General features: G+C 70.3%; 16 protein-coding genes. 8 read left to right on the forward strand and 8 right to left on the reverse strand.

Annotated features, from left to right (window positions below; translation table 11 throughout):
* Nucleotides 1-68 precede the first annotated feature (68 nt).
* Nucleotides 69-4,607 carry a PAS-domain containing protein gene (locus EJV46_RS19305; protein WP_131550343.1) on the reverse strand — a complete coding sequence of 1,513 codons (4,539 nt, stop codon included), beginning with the start codon at nt 4,605-4,607 and terminating at the stop codon, nt 69-71.
* Complete coding sequence (locus tag EJV46_RS19310; protein ID WP_131550344.1) at nt 4,604-5,731, reverse strand: COX15/CtaA family protein; 1,128 nt, start codon at nt 5,729-5,731, stop codon at nt 4,604-4,606. Before EJV46_RS19310 ends, EJV46_RS19305 begins: the two co-directional genes overlap by 4 nt.
* A gap of 108 nt (nt 5,732-5,839) precedes the next feature.
* On the opposite strand from EJV46_RS19310, the gene EJV46_RS19315 reads away from it, so the two are divergent.
* Together EJV46_RS19315 and EJV46_RS19320 are read left to right on the forward strand one after the other, a co-directional pair.
* On the forward strand, nt 5,840-6,574 hold the full coding sequence (locus EJV46_RS19315) for a glycosyltransferase family 2 protein (protein WP_131550345.1): 735 nt from the start codon (nt 5,840-5,842) through the stop codon (nt 6,572-6,574).
* On the forward strand, nt 6,571-7,257 hold the full coding sequence (locus EJV46_RS19320) for a TVP38/TMEM64 family protein (RefSeq protein ID WP_240782656.1): 687 nt from the start codon (nt 6,571-6,573) through the stop codon (nt 7,255-7,257). The genes EJV46_RS19315 and EJV46_RS19320 overlap by 4 nt, the downstream gene beginning before the upstream one ends.
* On the opposite strand, the gene EJV46_RS19325 is transcribed toward EJV46_RS19320, so the two are convergent.
* The 3 genes from EJV46_RS19325 to EJV46_RS19335 are packed head-to-tail and all read right to left on the reverse strand — an operon-like array spanning nt 7,244 to nt 10,676.
* Nucleotides 7,244-8,293 carry an alpha/beta fold hydrolase family protein gene (locus EJV46_RS19325; protein WP_131550346.1) on the reverse strand — a complete coding sequence of 350 codons (1,050 nt, stop codon included), beginning with the start codon at nt 8,291-8,293 and terminating at the stop codon, nt 7,244-7,246. The two genes, EJV46_RS19320 and EJV46_RS19325, sit on opposite strands and share 14 nt — an antisense overlap.
* Nucleotides 8,290-9,846, reverse strand: a complete 1,557-nt coding sequence (locus EJV46_RS19330; protein ID WP_131550347.1) for an ABC transporter substrate-binding protein — start codon at nt 9,844-9,846, stop codon at nt 8,290-8,292. The genes EJV46_RS19325 and EJV46_RS19330 overlap by 4 nt, the downstream gene beginning before the upstream one ends.
* A 26-nt stretch (nt 9,847-9,872) precedes the next feature.
* Nucleotides 9,873-10,676, reverse strand: coding sequence for an alpha/beta fold hydrolase (locus EJV46_RS19335; protein ID WP_165585621.1), 804 nt, complete (start codon nt 10,674-10,676; stop codon nt 9,873-9,875).
* A 91-nt stretch (nt 10,677-10,767) separates the two neighbouring features.
* Between EJV46_RS19335 and EJV46_RS19340 the strand changes: the two genes are divergently transcribed.
* A complete protein-coding gene (locus EJV46_RS19340) occupies nt 10,768-11,946 on the forward strand; it encodes an LLM class flavin-dependent oxidoreductase (RefSeq protein ID WP_131550349.1) in 1,179 nt (392 codons plus the stop codon).
* Nucleotides 11,947-11,966: 20 nt separating this feature from the next.
* On the opposite strand, the gene EJV46_RS19345 is transcribed toward EJV46_RS19340, so the two are convergent.
* Entirely contained in the window at nt 11,967-12,239 is a 273-nt protein-coding gene (locus tag EJV46_RS19345; protein ID WP_131550350.1) for an usg protein, read from the reverse strand.
* A 279-nt stretch (nt 12,240-12,518) separates the two neighbouring features.
* On the opposite strand from EJV46_RS19345, the gene groES reads away from it, so the two are divergent.
* The 5 genes from groES (at nt 12,519) to EJV46_RS19370 (ending at nt 16,031) form a co-directional block, all read left to right on the forward strand.
* Complete coding sequence (groES, locus tag EJV46_RS19350; protein WP_131550351.1) at nt 12,519-12,833, forward strand: co-chaperone GroES; 315 nt, start codon at nt 12,519-12,521, stop codon at nt 12,831-12,833.
* 47 nt (nt 12,834-12,880) lie between these two features.
* Nucleotides 12,881-14,527, forward strand: a complete 1,647-nt coding sequence (gene groL, locus EJV46_RS19355; RefSeq protein WP_131550352.1) for a chaperonin GroEL — start codon at nt 12,881-12,883, stop codon at nt 14,525-14,527.
* Between the two features lie 268 nt (nt 14,528-14,795).
* Complete coding sequence (locus EJV46_RS19360; RefSeq protein ID WP_131550353.1) at nt 14,796-14,996, forward strand: cold-shock protein; 201 nt, start codon at nt 14,796-14,798, stop codon at nt 14,994-14,996.
* A gap of 136 nt (nt 14,997-15,132) precedes the next feature.
* Nucleotides 15,133-15,528, forward strand: coding sequence for an antitoxin Xre/MbcA/ParS toxin-binding domain-containing protein (locus EJV46_RS23350; RefSeq protein WP_131550354.1), 396 nt, complete (start codon nt 15,133-15,135; stop codon nt 15,526-15,528).
* Entirely contained in the window at nt 15,525-16,031 is a 507-nt protein-coding gene (locus EJV46_RS19370) for an RES family NAD+ phosphorylase (protein WP_131550355.1), read from the forward strand. Before EJV46_RS23350 ends, EJV46_RS19370 begins: the two co-directional genes overlap by 4 nt.
* 95 nt (nt 16,032-16,126) lie before the next feature.
* Here EJV46_RS19370 and EJV46_RS19375 read toward each other — a convergent pair whose 3' ends face one another.
* Together EJV46_RS19375 and EJV46_RS19380 are read right to left on the reverse strand one after the other, a co-directional pair.
* Complete coding sequence (locus tag EJV46_RS19375; RefSeq protein ID WP_165585622.1) at nt 16,127-16,801, reverse strand: RraA family protein; 675 nt, start codon at nt 16,799-16,801, stop codon at nt 16,127-16,129.
* Nucleotides 16,802-16,866: 65 nt separating this feature from the next.
* Complete coding sequence (locus EJV46_RS19380; RefSeq protein ID WP_131550357.1) at nt 16,867-17,619, reverse strand: EAL domain-containing protein; 753 nt, start codon at nt 17,617-17,619, stop codon at nt 16,867-16,869.
* Nucleotides 17,620-17,743: the final 124 nt, after the last annotated feature.

The following is a 17,743-nucleotide window of genomic DNA, read 5'->3' on the forward strand; positions in this document are numbered from 1 at the left end:
TTCCGATCACGCGGCGCAGGGAAACATGGGACGCGCCTCAGCCACGATAGGTGTTCAGTGCGGAGCCGTCACGCAAGGGGCTCCGCCGGGCCCGCCTGGTCCGATTGGACGATCGCGCTCGCCGGAAAGGCGATGCGCGCGGTGGTGCCGACCCCCGGAACGCTCTCCAGCTCCAGCGTGCCGCCCTGCGCCTCGGTCAGCGCGCGGCACAGGTGCAGCCCCAGGCCCGATCCCGGGAAGCGGCGGGCCAGCGCGCTGTCGATCTGCGTGAAGGGCTCGAAGACGCGTTCCAGGTCCCTGGCCTCGATGCCGATGCCGGTGTCGCGCACCTCCACGACGAAGCCGCCCGCATCGGCCCGGGCCCGCAGCGTGATCTCCCCGCCCGCCGGCGTGAACTTGGTCGCGTTGCTGAGCAGGTTCAGCACCACCTGGCGCAGCCGCCGCCCATCGGCGCGCAGCAGCGGCAGCGAGGCCGGCAGGTCGGTCGCGAGAAGCAGCTTCCCGCTCGCCGCCGAAGCGCCGACCATCCGCGCCGCGCCCTCCAGCAGCGGGACCGGCGAGACGTTCTCCAGCACCACCGGCAGGCTGCCGCTCTCGGCGCGGGTGATGTCGAGGATGTCGTCGATCAGCGAGAGCAGGTGCCGCCCCGCCTCCTGGATGGCCGCGGCGAATTCCTCCACCTCCTCGGGCGAGCTGCGGCCGTGCAGCACCTCGGAGAAGCCGATGACCGCGTTCAGCGGCGTGCGCAGCTCGTGGCTCATGGTGGCGAGGAAGCGCGACTTGGCGCGGCTCGCCGCCTCGGCCTGCACGCGCGCCGCCTCCAGCTCCGCGCGCACGCGCCGGTCCTCGGTGACGTCGGTGTAGGTGACCACCCAGCCGCCGTCCGGCGTGGGGTCGGAGACGACCTCCAGGATGCTGCCGTTGGGCCGCGTGCGGATCGACTGCAGGGAGACGGTGCGGTCCTGCCGCTTGATTCGCTCGGTGCGCGCCAGCGCCCCTTGGTCCGTGCCGTATTCGTGCCGCCGGTGGAGGGTCTCGACCATGGCGTCGTGGCTCGTGCCGGGCATGAGCAGGCTTTGCGGCAGCTCCAGAATCTCGTGCAGCTTGGCATTGGAGGCGACGACATGGCCGGTGCTGTCGAACAGCACGATGCCGTGGCGGATATTTCCCAGCATGACACCGAGGATCTCGGCGCGGCGCGCGGCCTCCGCCTCGGCCCGCACGACCGCGGTGACGTCCGTCAGCGAGATGACGAAGCCGCCATCCGGCGTCGGGTCCGTGTTGACGATGAGGACGCGGCCATCCGCGGCCATGCGCTGGCTGCGGTGCGACTGCCGGCGGTCCATCTCGGCCAGCCGCCGCATGTTGCGCAGCCCCTCCTCGCCGGCGCCGAAAGTGCCGGTCCTCGCCTGGACGGCGAGGTTCTCCTCCAGCGTGTGCCCGATGCGGGATTCGAGGTCCGGCACCTCCGTCAGCTCGGCGGCGAGCGCGTTGAAGGCGACCAGCCTGCGCTCCGCGTCGTAGAGCATGATGCCCGAGGTGTTGTTCTCGAGCATGGTCTTGAGCACGCCGGCGCGCTGCTCGGCCGCCTCCTCGGCGCGGACCAGCGACGTCACGTCGGCGATCGAGACGACATGGCCGCCATCCGGCGTCGGGTCGGAGGAGATGTCGAGCCGCCGGCCGTCCGGCAGGTTGCGCTGGATGCGGTGCGGCAGGCTGCGGTCCAGCTCGACGAAGAACCGCTCCCAGGTCTCGCCGTCCTGGTCCGGCCCGTCGAACATCCCGCGCTGGCGCTGGGCGGCCAGGAGCTCACGCTGCGTGATGCCGGGGACCACCATGCCCGGCAGGCCCATCAGCTCGCCGGCGAGGGCGTTCGCGGCGACCAGCCGCTGCTCGCTGTCATAGAGCGCGATGCCCTGCCGGCTGTTGTCCAGCATGACCTGCAGGATGCCGGCGCGGCGCTGCGCCTCCTCCCGCGCATCCACCATCTCCGTCACGTCCGAGACGGAGATGACGAAGCCGCCATCGGGGGTCGGATCGGAGGCGATGTCGCGCACGCGGCCATCCGCGAGGCGGCGCTGGTAGCGGATCGACTTCGTGCGGTCGACGGCCAGCATCTCCTGCACGAACCACGCGTGGTCGTCGCCGAAATCCTTGCGCGCCTGGCTGGTGATGACCTCCTCATAGGTCTTGCCGACCATCTCCTCGACGGAGGCGAAGCCGGTGAGTTCCAGGTTGATGCGGTTGGTGGCGACGACGCGGCGGTCGGGGCCGTAGAGGATGATGGTGTGGCGCGAGGCGTCGAGCGTGGCGGTGAGCGCGGCCGCCTGGGCCTGGGCCTGCTCGCGGGCCAGCACCAGCTCGGTCACGTCCGAGAGCGAGACGACGTAGCCGCCATCCGCTGTCGGGTCGGACATGATGTCCATCACCGTGCCGTCCGCGCGGCGGCGCTGGTAGCGGATGGGCTTCGTGCGGTCCTGAGTCTCGAAGAGCGCCGCGCGCCGCGCCTCCTCCTCGGGCGAGACGCCTTCGAGACGGCGCTGCCGCGCGACCACCTCCGCATGCGTCAGGCCGACCATGGAGAGGCCGTCCGGGAAGCCGCCCAGATGGGCCGCGATGTCGTTGGCGGCGACCACCCTGCCCCCGGCGTCGAAGAGCGTGATGCCCTGGCGCGCGGCGTTCAGCGTGGTGGCCAGCACCTCGGCGCGGCGCTCCACCTCGCGCTCGGCGACGACGCGGGCGGTGATGTCGGTGAGCGTCAGGACGAAGCCGCCGCCGGGCACCGGGCTCGTCAACACCTCCAGCTCGGTGCCGTCCGGTCGCCGGCGGCGCACGTGCCGCGCCCGCGCCCAGTCCGCGTTGACGGATTCCTCGATGTAGCGCTCGGCCTGCTCGTCCGTGCCGAACTCCCCGGTCGCGGCCTGCAACCGCATGATCTCCTCGTGCCGCATGCCGGGCCGCAGGGCGTCGCCGATGCCCATTACCGCGCCGCAGAGGGCATTGGCCGCGAGCAGCCGATGGTCGGCATCGAAGAGCGCGATGCCGTGGCGCATGTTGTCGAGGACGGTCTGCAACGTGGCCGCGCGGCTCGTCGCCTCGGCCTCGGCCGCGACCTGCGCCGTAACATCGGTGTAGCTGCGGACGAAGCCCCCATCCGGCAGCCGGTCGGTGACGACCTCGATCGTGGCGCCGTTGTTGCTGCGGCGGCGGTAGCGGTCGGGCCCGTGGAGCTCGCGGCCGCGCCGGCCCGCGAGGAACCTCTCCGTCATCTCGCGGCCGCCATGGACGCCATAGGCGATCTGCAGCTCGCGCAGCTGCTCGAGCGTGATGCCGGGGACGAACTTCTCCGGCGGCACGCCGCAGAGATGCGCGGCCAGGCGGTTGGCGACGACGACGCGCGTCGAGGCGTCGAACATCGCGATGCCGTGGCGCGTGCTCTCGATCATGGTCCGGAAGAGCTCGGCGCGCTGGCGCAGCTCGGCCTGGGCGGCCTCCAGCGCGGTGATGTCGGCCACCACCATGGCGTGACCGCCATCGGGCAGCGGCACGCTGCGGTGCACCGTGGAGACGCCGGCCAGGCGCTGCTCGAAGCTGTAGGGCGCGGCGACGAGGGTGAGGCGGCGGCGCACCTCCTCCTCCGGATCGGCGACTCGGCCGAACTCGCCCTCGATCGCGCGGCGCAGCAGGATGTCGCGCAGGTTCTCGCCGACCTGGATGGGGCTGCGCGCCATGATCCGGTTGTAGGCCGGGTTCACCATGGTGCATGTGCGGTCCGCCGCATAGACGGCCACGCCGACCGGCAGCGCCTGCATCAGGGCATCGTGCAGCGCGATGCGGCGGCGCGCCTCCTGCTCGGCCGCGTGCTTCTCCGTGACGTCGGTGATCTCGGCGAGCCAGCCGCCGTCCGGCATGAGCTGGTTCTCGAAGCGCAGGGTCCGGCCGTTGGGCCTGGTGCGCTCCATCTGCCAGGTGAGGCCCTTGGGATAGGCGGACATGCGGGCGATCACGGCCCTGGCCGTCTCGGCGTCGAACTCGCCGGCCTCCTGCTGGCGCTGGACGATCTCGGACACCGTGGCGCCCTCGCGCAGCGAGCGCGGGTCGAGGCCGATGAGCTTGGCATAGGCGGGGTTGCTCAGCGACAGCCGGTGGTCGGCATCGTATTGCGCGACGCCCGTGCCGAGGCGGGACAGCGCCTCGGCGGCGGCGCGGGACCGCAACTCCGCCGCGTCCCGCGGCTGCACGTGGTCCGTGACGTCGACGATGGTCAGCACCCGGCCGCCGCCGGGCAGCGGCGCGAGCCGCAGCTCGAGCGCCCGGCCCGTCACGTCGCGCAGCAGGCGACGATGGCCGCGCGCCGGATCGAGCTCCAGCACCTCGCGCAGGCGCTGCTCGGGGTCGCCCGGGCCGAAGGTGCCGTGGAAAGCGAGCCGGCGCAGCACCTCGTCTTCCGCCGCGCCGGGAGGCAGGCTCGCCGCCTCCAGGCCCAGCAGCGCCAGCATCTCCGCATTGGCCAGAAGGAGCCGGCGCTCCCCGGAAAATCCCATCAGCGCGACCGGGAGGGCGGCCAGCGCCTCGGCGCCGGGGCTCTCGATCTCGCCGGCGCTCATGCGCCCGGCTCGCCCGATCCGGAACGGCGCGGCGTCGAATGGCGCATCGGGGGTTCGCGCAATGCGTGCCACGCGCAGAGCCCGGCCGCGAGCACGCCGGCCGCCAGCGCCTGATGCGCCGTGCCCAGGGCCGGCGGCACCACATGCAGCAGCGTGACGATGCCGAGCACGTATTGCGCGGCCACCGTGCCGGCCATCACCAGCACCGCGCGGCGCGCGAAGCCGTCGGGCAGCCGGCGCCATGCGGCGATGGCGGCGCCGATCATGGCCAGCCCGGTCAGCGTGGCCAGCAGGCGGTGATTGAACTGCACGGCCGCGATATTGGCGGTGAAGTTGCGCCAGACGGGATCGAGCTGCAGATAGCCCTCCGGTACCAGCTGCCCGTCCATGAGCGGGAAGGTGTTGTAGGTGAAGCCCGCGCGGAGGCCGGCGACGAAGCCGCCCGCCAGCATGGTCAGGGCCGCGAGCCAGAAGGCCGCGAGCACCTGCCGGCGGACCTTTCCGGTGCCCGGCACGGCGACGGCCGGCCGGCCGCGCAGCAGGTCGAGCGCCGTCCAGACGATCGCGGCGAAGAGGACCAGCGCCAGCATGAGGTGCACGACGAGCCGGTAGGGCGAGACCGTCGTGCGGTCCGCGTCGAAGCCCGAGGCGACCATGAACCAGCCGATCGCGCCCTGCATGCCGCCCAGCAGGAAGAGCAGGCCGAGCCGCGGCATCAGCCCGCGCGGGATCGCGCCGCGCCACCAGAACCAGAGGAAAGGGAGCAGGTAGGCGAGGCCGATCACCCGGCCCCAGAAGCGGTGCGCCCATTCCAGCCAGAAGATCCGCTTGAAGCCCTCGATGCCGAAGCCCGCATTCACCAGTTCGTATTGGGGAATGGTGCGGTAGAGGTCGTAGAGGCGGCGCCATTCGGCCTCGGAAAGCGGCGGCAGCGTGCCGCCGAAGGGCGCCCATTCCATGATCGAGAGGCCGGAGCCGGTGAGGCGCGTGGCGCCGCCGAGCGCGATCATGAGCCAGATCGCCCCGGCGACGGCGAGCAGCCAGTAAGCCACCGCGCGCTGCTTGGTTCCCTCGCCCCGCGCGGCGGGCGGCAGGGCGGGTCGGCTGCGAGTGTCAAACGGCATGGTCCTGTTATAATACCGATCTTTCCGCTTGGCAGCCCAAGGGAATTGCGCCTCCCCGCCGTTTCCGCCGGGCTTGTGGCGCCCGCGCCGCGCTGGTAACGCGCGGCGATGTCCGCCGCACCGCTGGTTTCGGTCGTCATTCCCGTGCGGAACGAGGCCCCGAACATCGCCCCGCTCGTCGCCGAGATCGAGACCGCGCTCGAGGGCGTGGCGCATGAGATCGTCTATGTGGACGACGGCTCCACCGACGACACATCCCCTGTGCTGCGACGGATCGCGGCCGGCGGGACGCCGCTCCGCTGGCTGAGGCACCGGGTCAGCTGCGGGCAATCCGCCGCGATCGTCAGCGGCGTGAAGGCGGCGCGCGGGACCTGGATCGCGACGCTGGACGGCGACGGCCAGAACGATCCGGCCGACATTCCGAAGCTGCTGGCGCGCGCGGAGCGCGAGGGCGGCGAGGTCATGGTCGCGGGCCACCGGGTAAGCCGCAAGGACTCCTGGGTGAAGCGGCGCTCCTCGCGCATCGCGAATGCCATCCGCTCCCGCCTGCTGCGCGACGCCACGCCGGATACGGGCTGCGGGCTGAAGCTGTTTCCCCGCGCGCTCTTCCTCGGCCTTCCGCATTTCGACCACATGCACCGCTTCCTGCCCGCGCTCGCGCTGCGCGCCGGGGCGAAGGTCGTGAGCGAGCCGGTCAACCATCGCCCCCGCATGCGCGGGGCCTCCAACTACGGCACCTTCGACCGGCTGGCGGTCAGCCTGCTCGACCTGATCGGCGTGGCCTGGCTGCAGCGGCGGGGGAGGCGGCCGGACATCGAGCCGCCGGAGAGCGGGGCCCCGTGAGGCCCGCCGCCCTCGGCCGTTTCCTGCTGATGGCGGGGGGCCTGGCCCTCGGCGGGCTGCTGCTGCGGCTCCTCGGCGCGGCCCCGGGCACGGAATGGGTGGATCTCTATATCCGCGACCAGGGCGCGCTGGGGGAGAGCCTCTTCGTTCTCATCGGCGCCGCGGCGCTGGCGGCCGGCCTGCCGCGGCAGGCGGTGGCCTTCCTCGGCGGCTATGCCTTCGGCACGGTCGTCGGCGTGGGACTGGCCCTGGCGGCGCAGGTCCTGGGCTGCGCGATCGCCTTCTTCTGGGCGGGCGCGGTGGGGCGCGGCTGGGCCGAACGGCGGCTGGACGGGCGCTTCGGGCCGCAGCTGCGGCCGATCGTGGCGCTTCTGCGCGAGAATCCCTTCGGCGCGACGCTGGCGCTGCGGCTCTTCCCGGTGGGCAACAACCTGGCGCTGAACCTCCTCGCGGGCATGTCGGGCATCCCGGCGGGGGCCTTCCTCGCGGCCTCGCTGCTCGGCTACGTGCCGCAGACGGTGGTCTTCGCCCTGCTCGGCAAGGGCGTGCGGGTGGACGGCCTGTGGCAGCTCGCGATGTCGGGCGTGCTGCTGGCCGCCAGCATCGGGCTCGGCGTCTGGCTGATGCGGCGCCACCGCGCGGGGCGCGCCGTGGGAGACCAGGCGAGCTTCAAGGGGCCTTAGCGCCAGCCGCCAGGCCGAGCAGGAACTCCGAGACCGGCGCCGCCAACTTGGAGGCATCCTCGCGGAAGGCGAGATGGCCGAAGTCGCTTTCCAGCTCGAAATAGCGCGCGTCCACGCCGGCGGCCGCCAGCCTGCCCATGACCTCCGGCGCGAGCGTCGCCGGGAACACCCGGTCACTCGGACAGAGGCTGTAGAGCACCTTGGCCCGGATGCGCGGGAACAGCGGCTCCACGTCGAAATGCGACGCCGCCAGGCCGAGCCGGATGAAGGCATTGGCGTCGAAATGGCGGCCCATCTCGGCGGCGGCGAGCAGCGCCGGCTCGCGCGCGGCGGGGTCGGGGATGCGGGCCTCCAGGACCTCCTTCAGACCATAGAGGCGCAGCGTCTCCGCCCAGAGCGAGACCATGGTCGCCTCCAGCCCGCCATGCTCGGCATAGCGGCCGCCATGCCAGTTGGGATCGCTCCAGAAGCGGAGGACGGAGCTTCCGACCTGCTCCAGCGCGCTCGGCGGCGTGCGCGGCGCGCCGACCACGGGGATGATGCCCGCCATGAAATCGGGGAACTCGACCGCCCATTGAAAGGCCAGGATGCCGCCGAAGGACGGCCCGGCCACCGCCACCAGCCGCGTCACGCCGAGGGAATCCAGCAGGGCGCGCTGGGCGCGCACCATGTCGCGTGTCGAGACCAGCGGGAAGTCGGGGCCATAAGGGCGGCCGGTGCGCGGATCGAGGCTGGTCGGCCCCGTCGAGCCCCAGCAGGAGCCGAGCATGTTGGACGCGACGACGAAGTGGCGGTCCGTGTCGATGGCCCGGCCCGGGCCGATCAGCCCGTCCCACCAGCCGTCGCCCGCCTCGCCGGCCGCATGCGCGCTGGAGGTGAAGCCGTGGGTGACGAGGATGGCGTTATCGCCGGAAGGCGCCAGCCTGCCCCAGCTCTCATAGGCCAGGACGGGCGCGGGCAGCACCGCCCCGCAATCCAGCGCCATGTCGGGCAGCAGGCAGAAGCGGCTGCCCGCCGGCGCGCGTGGGTCGGTCACCGGCGCTCCAGGTCCCAGAAGACGGACATCTCCTTGACGCCGCGGCGGATGTTGTTCCGATAGGCCGTCTGCACGAGGTACTGGCCGATCGGCACATAGGGCAGGTCCTGCAGGGCCTGGAGCTGGAGGCGCCGAGCCTGCTCCTGCTGCGCCGGGAGGTCCGGCGCGTCGAGCCAGGCAGCGCGCAGCGCCTCGACCCGCGGCAGGTCGGCCCAGCCGAAGGGGCCGCGATTTCCGCGCAGGAAGCCGTTCACCGCCGGGTCCAGGGTCTGCAGGCCGACGGCGCCGATGGCATAGACGTTCCAGCCGTCCTGCCGCATGCGGCGCTGGAACATGGTCGCCGCATCCATCTCCAGCGCGTCCACATTCATGCCGAGGCGGCGCAGCAGATCGGCCGCGACCATGTTCATGGCGGAGACGAAGCCGATGTCGCTCGCATTGATCAGCGTGACTTTCTCGCCGGCATAGCCTGCGGCCTGGAGGTCGCGCTTCGCCCTCTCCAGATCGCGCGGACTGCCCAGCGCGGCCAGGCCGGCCTCGCTCGCCAGCGGCGTGCCCGGGCAGAAGAAGCCGAGGCCCGTGCGCCAGAGCGTTGGGTCCTGCCCCATCACCGCGATGCAGAAATCCGTCTGGTCCACGGCGCCCAGCACGGCGCGGCGGATGGCCGGATTGTCGAAGGGCGGCAGGCGGTGGTTGAACTGGAGGAAGCCCACATAGCCGCTGCTCTCGCAGGGCTCGACGATCAGGTTCCGGTTGCGGCGGAGCGGCGCGATCAGGTCGGGCTGGATCTGGTCGTACCAGTCGATCTCGCCGGTCGCGAGCGCATTGGCCGCCGTGCTGGCATCGGGGATGATGCGAAGCTCCACGCGCTCCAGCGAGACACGCTTGGGCCCGGCGGTGAAGCTGGGCCCGCCGGAAGGACGCGGCACATAGCCTGCGAATTTTTCGTAGGAATAGTGCGATCCGCTGAGGCTTTCCCCCGGCAGATAGCGCAGCGGGCCCGAGCCCACGACCTCGCGGATTGGCTGGCCGGGCGGTCCCTGCAGCAGCCGCTCGGGCATCATGACGGGGACGAAGCCGATCACCTTGGCCAGCGCGTCCGGCAGCCGCGGGAAGGGCCGCTTGAGGCGGAACTGGATCACCCGGTCCTCCGGGGCCGAGACCTCGTCCACCACGGCGTAGAGCGCCTGGCCGTAGGCGTCGATGCGCCCCCAGCGTGCGAGCGAGGCCACGCAGTCCCGGGCGCGGACGGGCTCGCCGTCATGGAAGCGCAGGCCCTCTCGCAGCGTCAGGCGCCAGAGCCTGCCGTCGTTCTCCGTGGCCGCGCCCTCGACCATCTGGGGCTGGGGCCGGAGCTGCGCGTCAAGGCCATATAAGGTGTCGTAGGCCATGTAGGCGTGGCCCCGCGTGACTAGCGAGGTGGTGGCGAGGGGGTCCAGCACCGCGAGATCCGCGAAGGGCACGAAGCGCAGCGGCCGGGCGCGCTGCGCGTGACCCAGGCGCGGCGCAGCGATCGCGGCGGCGGAGGTCGTGAGGAGATGACGGCGCTGCATGGGCGGGCGTGTCCTGTCGAGGGGCTTCAGGCGGCGAGGAAGGCGCCGATCTCGGCCGAGGCTGCGGGCTCCTCCTCCAGCACCAGATGGCCGGCGCCCTCGTGGACCGAGAGCCGCGCCTGCGGCAGCAAGCGGGCCCAGGCCTCGCCATGCGCCAGGGGACGGAGGCGGTCGCCGCTGCCCCAGACGAGCAGGGTCGGCGTGCGGATTCGGTGCAGCCAGCGCTCCAGCTTGGGATTGCCCGAAGGGTGGTCCCAGGTGATGCGCGCCGTCGCCTTGGTCTCGCGGTAGCGGAGCGTGAGGAAGGGCAGGTCGTGGCCCTCGGGCAGATAGGGCTTCAGCCGCTCCGGCCGCGCGGTGAGGTGGGCCATCACCTCGGACGGATGCAGCGAGAGCAGGTCGGTCGAGGGCGGGTCGCGCACCACCAGGCCCGACGGCGCGACCAGCACGAGCTTGTCCAGCCGCTCCTGCTGGACGAGGGCGATCTCGGCCGCCATCCAGCCGCCGAATGAATAGCCGACGAGCGACATCCGCCCGAGCTTCAGCGCATCGAAGAGGTCGAGGTAATGCAGCACGTAGTCCTGCATGGAATCGATGCGCGCATCATCGGCCGATTCGCCGAAGCCCGGATGGTAGGGAACGATCACGCGATGCGTCTTCGTCCAGTCCCGCAGGTAGTCGAAGCCGGTGAAGGTGCCGCCGCCATGCAGGAAGACGACCGGCTCGCCCGTGCCGCGGACATGGACGACCGTGCGGATGCCGTTGAGCTCGAGCTCGATGCGCTCGAAGCCCTCGAGGGTCGCCCTGCCGCGTTCAAGCGCTGACTGCACGTCTCTCTCCCAACTGTCGCCATCGGCGCTGATTGCCCTTAGCCTTCGAGGCTAGAACGCAATCGCTGCCAGTGCGAGAGGAGCAGACTCCATGCCCATCCTGCCGAACACCGAGTTCTTCGCCTGGCACTTCATGCCTTATACGAAGTTGCCCGAGGACATCGACCAGCACGGCTCGCTCTGGGTGGACTTCTCCAACTCGCATTTCGATCCCGAGGAAGGCCACCGCCTCTACCAGCGCTACATCTCCGAGCTGGTGCTGGCAGAGAAGCTGGGCTTCGACGGGCTCTGCGTGAACGAGCATCACGCGACGCCCTACAGTCTGATGCCGGTGCCCTCAGTGATTGCCGCCGCGCTGATCCCGCAGACCAGCCGGGCGAAGATCTGCGTGATGGGCACGCCGCCGGGGCTGGATTATCCGCATCGCCTCGCCGCCTCCTACGCCATGCTGGATGTGATGTCCGGCGGGCGGCTGGAGGTCGCCTTCCCGCTCGGCACGCCCATGGAATACTGGGCCGGCGCCGTCAGCCCGGTGACCGCGCGCGAGCGCCAGCAGGAGGCACTGGACCTCATCATCCGCGCCTGGACCGAGCCCGGCCCACTGCGGCACGAGGGGCAGTTCTACAACTACCGCTTCCTGAACGTCTGGCCGCGGCCGTTCCAGCAGCCGCACCCGCCGGTCTACCTGGTCGGCTCCGGCAGCCCGGAGACCATCGAGCTCGCGGCCCAGCGTGGCTTCGGCTACTCGTCCACTTTCAGCCCGATCAAGAGCCAGCTCGCCGCACAGGCGAGGCTCCGCGAGCGGGCCAAGGAGTACGGCCACACCATCCGCCCGGACCAGATCCCCATGGTCTGCATGGCCTATGTCGGCGAGACGGACGAGCAGGCGATGGAGGAGATGCTTCCGCACGTGAAGTTCTTCTTCAACACGCTCACCCGCGCCGGCCGCTTCATCGACGCGCCGGGCTATCTCTCCGAGGAGCAGTTCGTCGCGCGCAACGGCAAGATGCTGCCCGACACCCACGGCAAGTTCGACTGGGACCAGATCCTGACGCAGTTCCGCGTGGTGGCCGGCAGCCCCAAGACCGTGGCCGACCGCGTCGAGGCCTGGGCCGAGGAGGCCGGCACCAGCCGCGTCATCTTCCAGGTCCATCGGGCGGATATGCCCCACTGGAAGGTCGTGAAGACCATCACGGCACTGGGCGAGCAGGTCATCCCGGAGCTGAAGCGCCGGCGCGACAAAGCGCCGGCGAGGATGGCGGCGGAGTAGCCAGCCGGCACCTGGGAGCGTCAGTGCAGCCGGAACACTCCGTTCGAGTAGCGCAGCTCCGCCGGCTTGATCAGCGCCTCGCTGGCGACGCGGACGGAGTGCAGGGGGCCGTCGATCTCGCGGCGCCAGAAGTCCAGGAAGCGGGTGAGCTCCGGGAATTCCGGCGCCAGGTCGTGCTTTTGCCAGAGGAAGGTCTGCAGCACGGCCGGGTGGTCGGGCATGTGGTAGAGGATCTCGGCGGTCATCAGCCGCCAGTCGGGCTGTCGCACCATGGGCACCAGAACGTCGAGCATGGGCGCTGGACTCCTCCGACGATGATCTCCCTTGGGCCGGCTTGCCTGCCGGCGCCCGCGGGCCTCTCTGTGAAGGCAGCGTGACATGACTTCGTTGCGCGTCGCGACAAATTTCGTTTGATTTCAGCAGATTGGCACTCCGAGCCTTAGAGTGCTGCCATTTGCCTTGACTCGCCCGAGGGCCCGGCCTAGATCGCTGGCACTCCCTGCAGGTGAGTGCCAGCAGGCGCCACCCGGGGAGCTTCCCATCGCCTGATCTTTTCAGGAGGAAAGAGCCCCATGAAGTTCCGTCCCTTGCACGACCGCGTCCTCGTCCGCCGCATCACGGCCGAAGAGAAGACCGCGGGCGGCATCATCATCCCCGACACCGCCAAGGAGAAGCCGCAGGAAGGCGAAGTGCTCGCCGTCGGCAATGGCACCGTCAGCGAGGAGGGCACCGTCCGCCCGCTCGACGTCAAGGCTGGCGACCGCATCCTGTTCGGCAAGTGGTCCGGCACGGAGGTCAAGATCGACGGCGAAGAGCTGCTGATCATGAAGGAATCCGATGTCATGGGCATCATCGAAGGGTCGGCCGAGGCCAAGAAGGCCGCCTGATCAGGCGCCTACAGGCTCCCGTTCCAACAACATATTGAGGTGACATAATGGCTGCTAAGGACGTGAAGTTCGGCGCTTCGGCGCGCGAGCGTATGATTCGTGGCGTGGACATCCTGGCCGACGCCGTGAAGGTGACGCTGGGCCCCAAGGGCCGCAACGTGGTGATCGACAAGTCCTTCGGTGCCCCGCGCATCACGAAGGACGGCGTGACGGTCGCCAAGGAAATCGAGCTGGCCGACAAGTTCGAGAACATGGGCGCCCAGATGGTGCGCGAAGTGGCCTCGAAGACCAACGACACGGCCGGTGACGGCACGACGACGGCAACCGTGCTGGCCCAGGCCATCGTCCGCGAGGGCGCCAAGGCCGTGGCCGCCGGCATGAACCCGATGGATCTCAAGCGCGGCATCGACAAGGCCGTGGCCGTGGTCGTCGCGGAGCTCGAGGCGAAGACCAAGAAGATCACGACCTCCGCCGAGGTTGCGCAGGTCGGCACGCTCTCCGCCAACGGCGAGTCCGAGATCGGCGAGATGATCGCGTCCGCGATGGAGAAGGTCGGCAACGAGGGTGTCATCACCGTCGAGGAAGCCAAGTCCATCCAGACCGAGCTCGACGTCGTCGAGGGCATGCAGTTCGACCGTGGCTACGTCTCCCCGTATTTCATCACGAATGCGGAGAAGATGATCGCGGAGATGGATCAGCCCTACATCCTGATCTTCGAGAAGAAGCTCTCCCAGCTCCAGCCGATGCTGCCGCTGCTCGAGGCCGTGGTGCAGAGCGGCCGTCCGCTCGTCATCATCGCCGAGGACGTGGAGGGCGAGGCCCTGGCGACGCTCGTGGTCAACAAGCTGCGTGGCGGCCTGAAGATCGCGGCCGTGAAGGCTCCGGGCTTCGGCGATCGCCGCAAGGCGATGCTCGAGGACATCGCGATCCTGACCGGCGGTCAGCTGATCTCCGAGGACCTCGGCATCAAGCTCGAGACCGTCACGCTGGCGATGCTCGGCAAGGCCAAGACCATCCGCATCGAGAAGGAGAACACCACGATCGTGGACGGCTCCGGCGAGAAGTCGGAGATCCAGGGCCGCTGCGAGCAGATCAAGGCGCAGATCGAGGAGACCACCTCGGACTACGACCGTGAGAAGCTGCAGGAGCGCCTGGCGAAGCTCGCCGGTGGCGTGGCCGTCATCCGCGTCGGTGGCAGCACCGAGGTCGAGGTGAAGGAGCGCAAGGACCGCGTGGACGACGCGCTGCACGCGACGCGCGCCGCCGTTCAGGAAGGCATCGTTCCCGGTGGTGGCACGGCGCTTCTGCGCGCCTCGACCAACCTGGGCAGCCTCAAGGGCCTGAACAGCGACGAGCAGGTCGGCATCGAGATCGTCCGCAAGGCGATCCAGGCGCCGGTCAAGCAGATCGCCTCCAACGCCGGCAAGGACGGCGCGGTGATCGCGGGCGAAGTGCTGCGCAGCGACGAGTGGGTCTACGGCTACGACGCCCAGCTCGACGAGTACAAGGACCTGGTGGCCGCCGGCATCATCGACCCGACCAAGGTCGTGCGCACGGCGCTGCAGGATGCCGCCTCGGTCGCTTCGCTGCTGATCACCACCGAGGCGATGGTCGCTGAGAAGCCGGCCAAGTCTGCTCCGGCCGGTGGCCCGGGCGGCGGCGGCATGGGCGGCATGGGCGACATGGACTTCTAAGTCCGGGTCTCCAGAACCTGCACCGAATGGGAAGGCGGCCCTCGCGGGCCGCCTTTCTTTTTGCGCCGCTGCCCGCCGATGCTAGGCTCGCGCAGCGGCGGACTAACATAGGTGTTTGACTTGCCGGCAGCGTTCTGCGCTTCCTGAAGGCGCCTTCCTTGCCGTGCCGACCCCAGACGTTCTCCCAAGAGCTGGACGCACCGTTTGTCCGGCCGGAGGAGGCGTTTCGCGTCGGAACTCTCCGCACGCATTGATCAGGAGACAGCGGATGGCCACTGGCACCGTGAAATGGTTCAACGCCACCAAGGGCTTCGGCTTCATCACGCCGGCCGGCGGCGGCAAGGACGTCTTCGTCCACATCACCGCCGTGCAGGCCGCGGGGCTCCAGGGCCTCAAGGACGGGCAGTCGGTGACGTTCGACCTCACCGAGGAGCGCGGCAAGACGGCCGCCGTCAACCTCAAGGTCTGAGGCAGGGGAGGCCGCGCCTCCCTTTGCCAGAGTGGAAAGGCCTCTCGCGGGATCCGCGGGAGGCCTTTTCTGATGGACCCGCGCTGCGAAATGGCATATAGAATGACGCATTGGCCCGTCATCTGGGGTGCAGTTCATGGCCAGGGGTTTTTCCGAGGCGCAGAGCGCCTTCGAGCCGGCAGGCCCGGCCCGCTACATGGACCCTCTCGGCCATGTCGCCATTCCGGCTCTCGCGGAGGCCTTCGGCGTCTCCGGCGCGCAATTCGCCGAGACCGCCGGCCTCACCCCCGAGGCCGTGCACCGCACCTCGCGCCTGCACGCCCCCAAGACCCAGGCCCGCGCGCGCGAGGTGCTGGAGATCCTCTACCGCATCACCGAATGGGCCGGCGGCGAGAAGCAGGCCATGGCCTGGTACCGCGCCGAGCCCCTTCCCGCCTTCGGTGGCCGCACCGCCGAGGCGCTGGTGAAGGAGGGCCGGGCCGCCCCCCTCCGCGACTATCTGGACCACATTGCCACCGGCGGCTTTGCTTGAGATGGCAGGGCACGGCCTGGCGGGCGCATCATCCGCGATGGTCCTGGGCGCCGCTCTCGGGTGAGGGCGCGGCGCTCAAGGGGGGGCGCTTCAATCCGGTCGGCGTGCCGGCGCTGTATCTGGCGCTGAGCATCGAAGGAATGTGGATCGAGATGGGGCACGGCTTCGCCCACCGCCTCGATCCCCTGACCGTCTGCTCCTACGAAGTCGACGTGGATGGGATCATCGACCTGCGCGAGCCGGCCGGCGTCACGCTGGCGGAGATGGCCTGTCCCTGGGCCCTGGATCGCGCCGAGGGCCGCAAGCCGGCATCATGGGGCCTTGCCCAGCGCCTGATCGCCGACGGCGCTTCCGGCATCCTCGCGCCGTCTTTCGCCCATCAGGCGCGGCCGGAGATGACGAACCTCGTGCTGTGGCGCTGGGGGCCGGAACCGCCCCACAAGGTGACGGTCCACGATCCCTCGGGACGGCTGCCGAGGAACGATCTGTCCTGGCGGAGCTGACGCGGGAAGGCCCCCCTCCGCGCTTCGGCGCCCCTCGCGACCAGCCCCGGAAGCGCGCAGATCTACGGTGTCTGCGCGCCTTCGATCCTCATGCTTCAGGCGCCCTCGCAGCCCTTCTCCCTCAGGCTCGCCAGCACCCAGTCGCGCGGCCAGGCCCCGGCCTGGATCTCCTTCTCGGCCTGGAGCTCCTTCGCCTGATGCTTCTCCGCATCGGCGATCACCCGCTCGGCATCGGCCAGCGGCACCACCACCACGCCGTCCTCGTCGCAGCAGATGAGGTCGCCGGGCATCACCACCTGACCGCCGCAGGAAACCGCATAGCCGATCTCGCCGGGCCCATCCTTGAACGGGCCCGCCGGCGTATGGCCGCGCGCCCAGACGCCGAGCTCCATCTTCGCCAGCTGCGGGATGTCGCGCACGGCCCCGTCCACGATGACGCCGCCGAGCTTCCGCTTCGTCGCGTGGCCCAGCATCAGGTCGCCCATCAGCCCGACCGTCAGGTCGCCATTGCCGTCGGCCACGATGACGTCGCCCGGCTCGGCCATGTCGACCGCGCGGTGCAGCATCAGGTTGTCGCCGGATCGCGCCTTCACCGGAAAGGCCGGGCCGCAGAGCCGCTTGCGGCCGCCGAAGGAGTGGAAGGTGCCGGAGAGCGCCTGCAGCCGGTTCATCACGTCGCCGATATTCGCGACGGGCAGCTTTTGGGCGCGGGCGACGAGGGACGGGTCCACCCGCGTGGTGACGGGGCGGATGCGGAAGCCGACGGGCATGGGAAGTTCCTCCAGAATCGGCGGCATGCCACCACGGGCCGCGGCGCTGGGGAAGACCCACGGCCTCAATCGCCCCAGGCGATGTCCTCCTCGCGCGCGAGCCCCTGGAACATCGGCCGCGCGAAGAGGAAGCCCTGCGCAAAACGCAGGCCGATCTCGCGCAGCACCCGCGCCTCCTCCGCGCGTTCGACCCCCTCGGCCACGAGCTTGATGTCCATCTCGCGCGTGAAGCCGACCAGGCCCGACAGGATGGCGCGGCGCATCCGGTCCTCGTCGCAGCCCCGTACCAGCGCGCGGTCGACCTTGATGATGTCCGGCCGGATCTCGACCAGCCGGCCGAGGTTCGAATAGCCGACGCCGTAGTCGTCCAGGGCGACCGAGAAGCCGTGGCGCCGGTAGGCCTCGATGATCGAATGGAGATGCGCGTCGTCCACGCGCTCGTTCTCGATGAACTCGAAGGTCAGGCGGTCGAGCGGAAAGCCGGTGCGCTCGGCCGCCTCCAGCGTGCGGCGGATGCAGGCGCGCGGCTCGTAGACGGCATTGGGCAGGAAGTTGATGTTCAGCCGCGTCCGCATGCCTAGCCGCGCGGCCGTCTCGATGGCCGTGACGCGGCAGGCCTGGTCGAAGGCGTAGCGGTTGGCGTCGGTCACCTGCGCCAGGACCTGGGCGGCGGGCTCGCCGGCGGGGCCACGCACCAGCGCCTCATGCGCCACGATGCGACGATCGAAAAGGTCCACGATCGGCTGGAAGGCCATGGCGATGGGGAAGAGGGGCCGGTCCTCCCGGCAGGCTTCGCAGGCGATCGGCACGGCTGTCATAGCGGTATCCTCCCTGCCCTCAACGCGCCGGAAAGGCGTGCAGTATCATCGGTCCGGCACGATTGTCGCCGGCACGAGGCGTGTCCACCGCCGCCGCACTAGAGCTTTTTCTGTTCGATTAGGC

Origin of the sequence: Roseococcus sp. SYP-B2431 (assembly GCF_004336745.1) — a bacterium.
Lineage (GTDB): Bacteria > Pseudomonadota > Alphaproteobacteria > Acetobacterales > Acetobacteraceae > Roseococcus.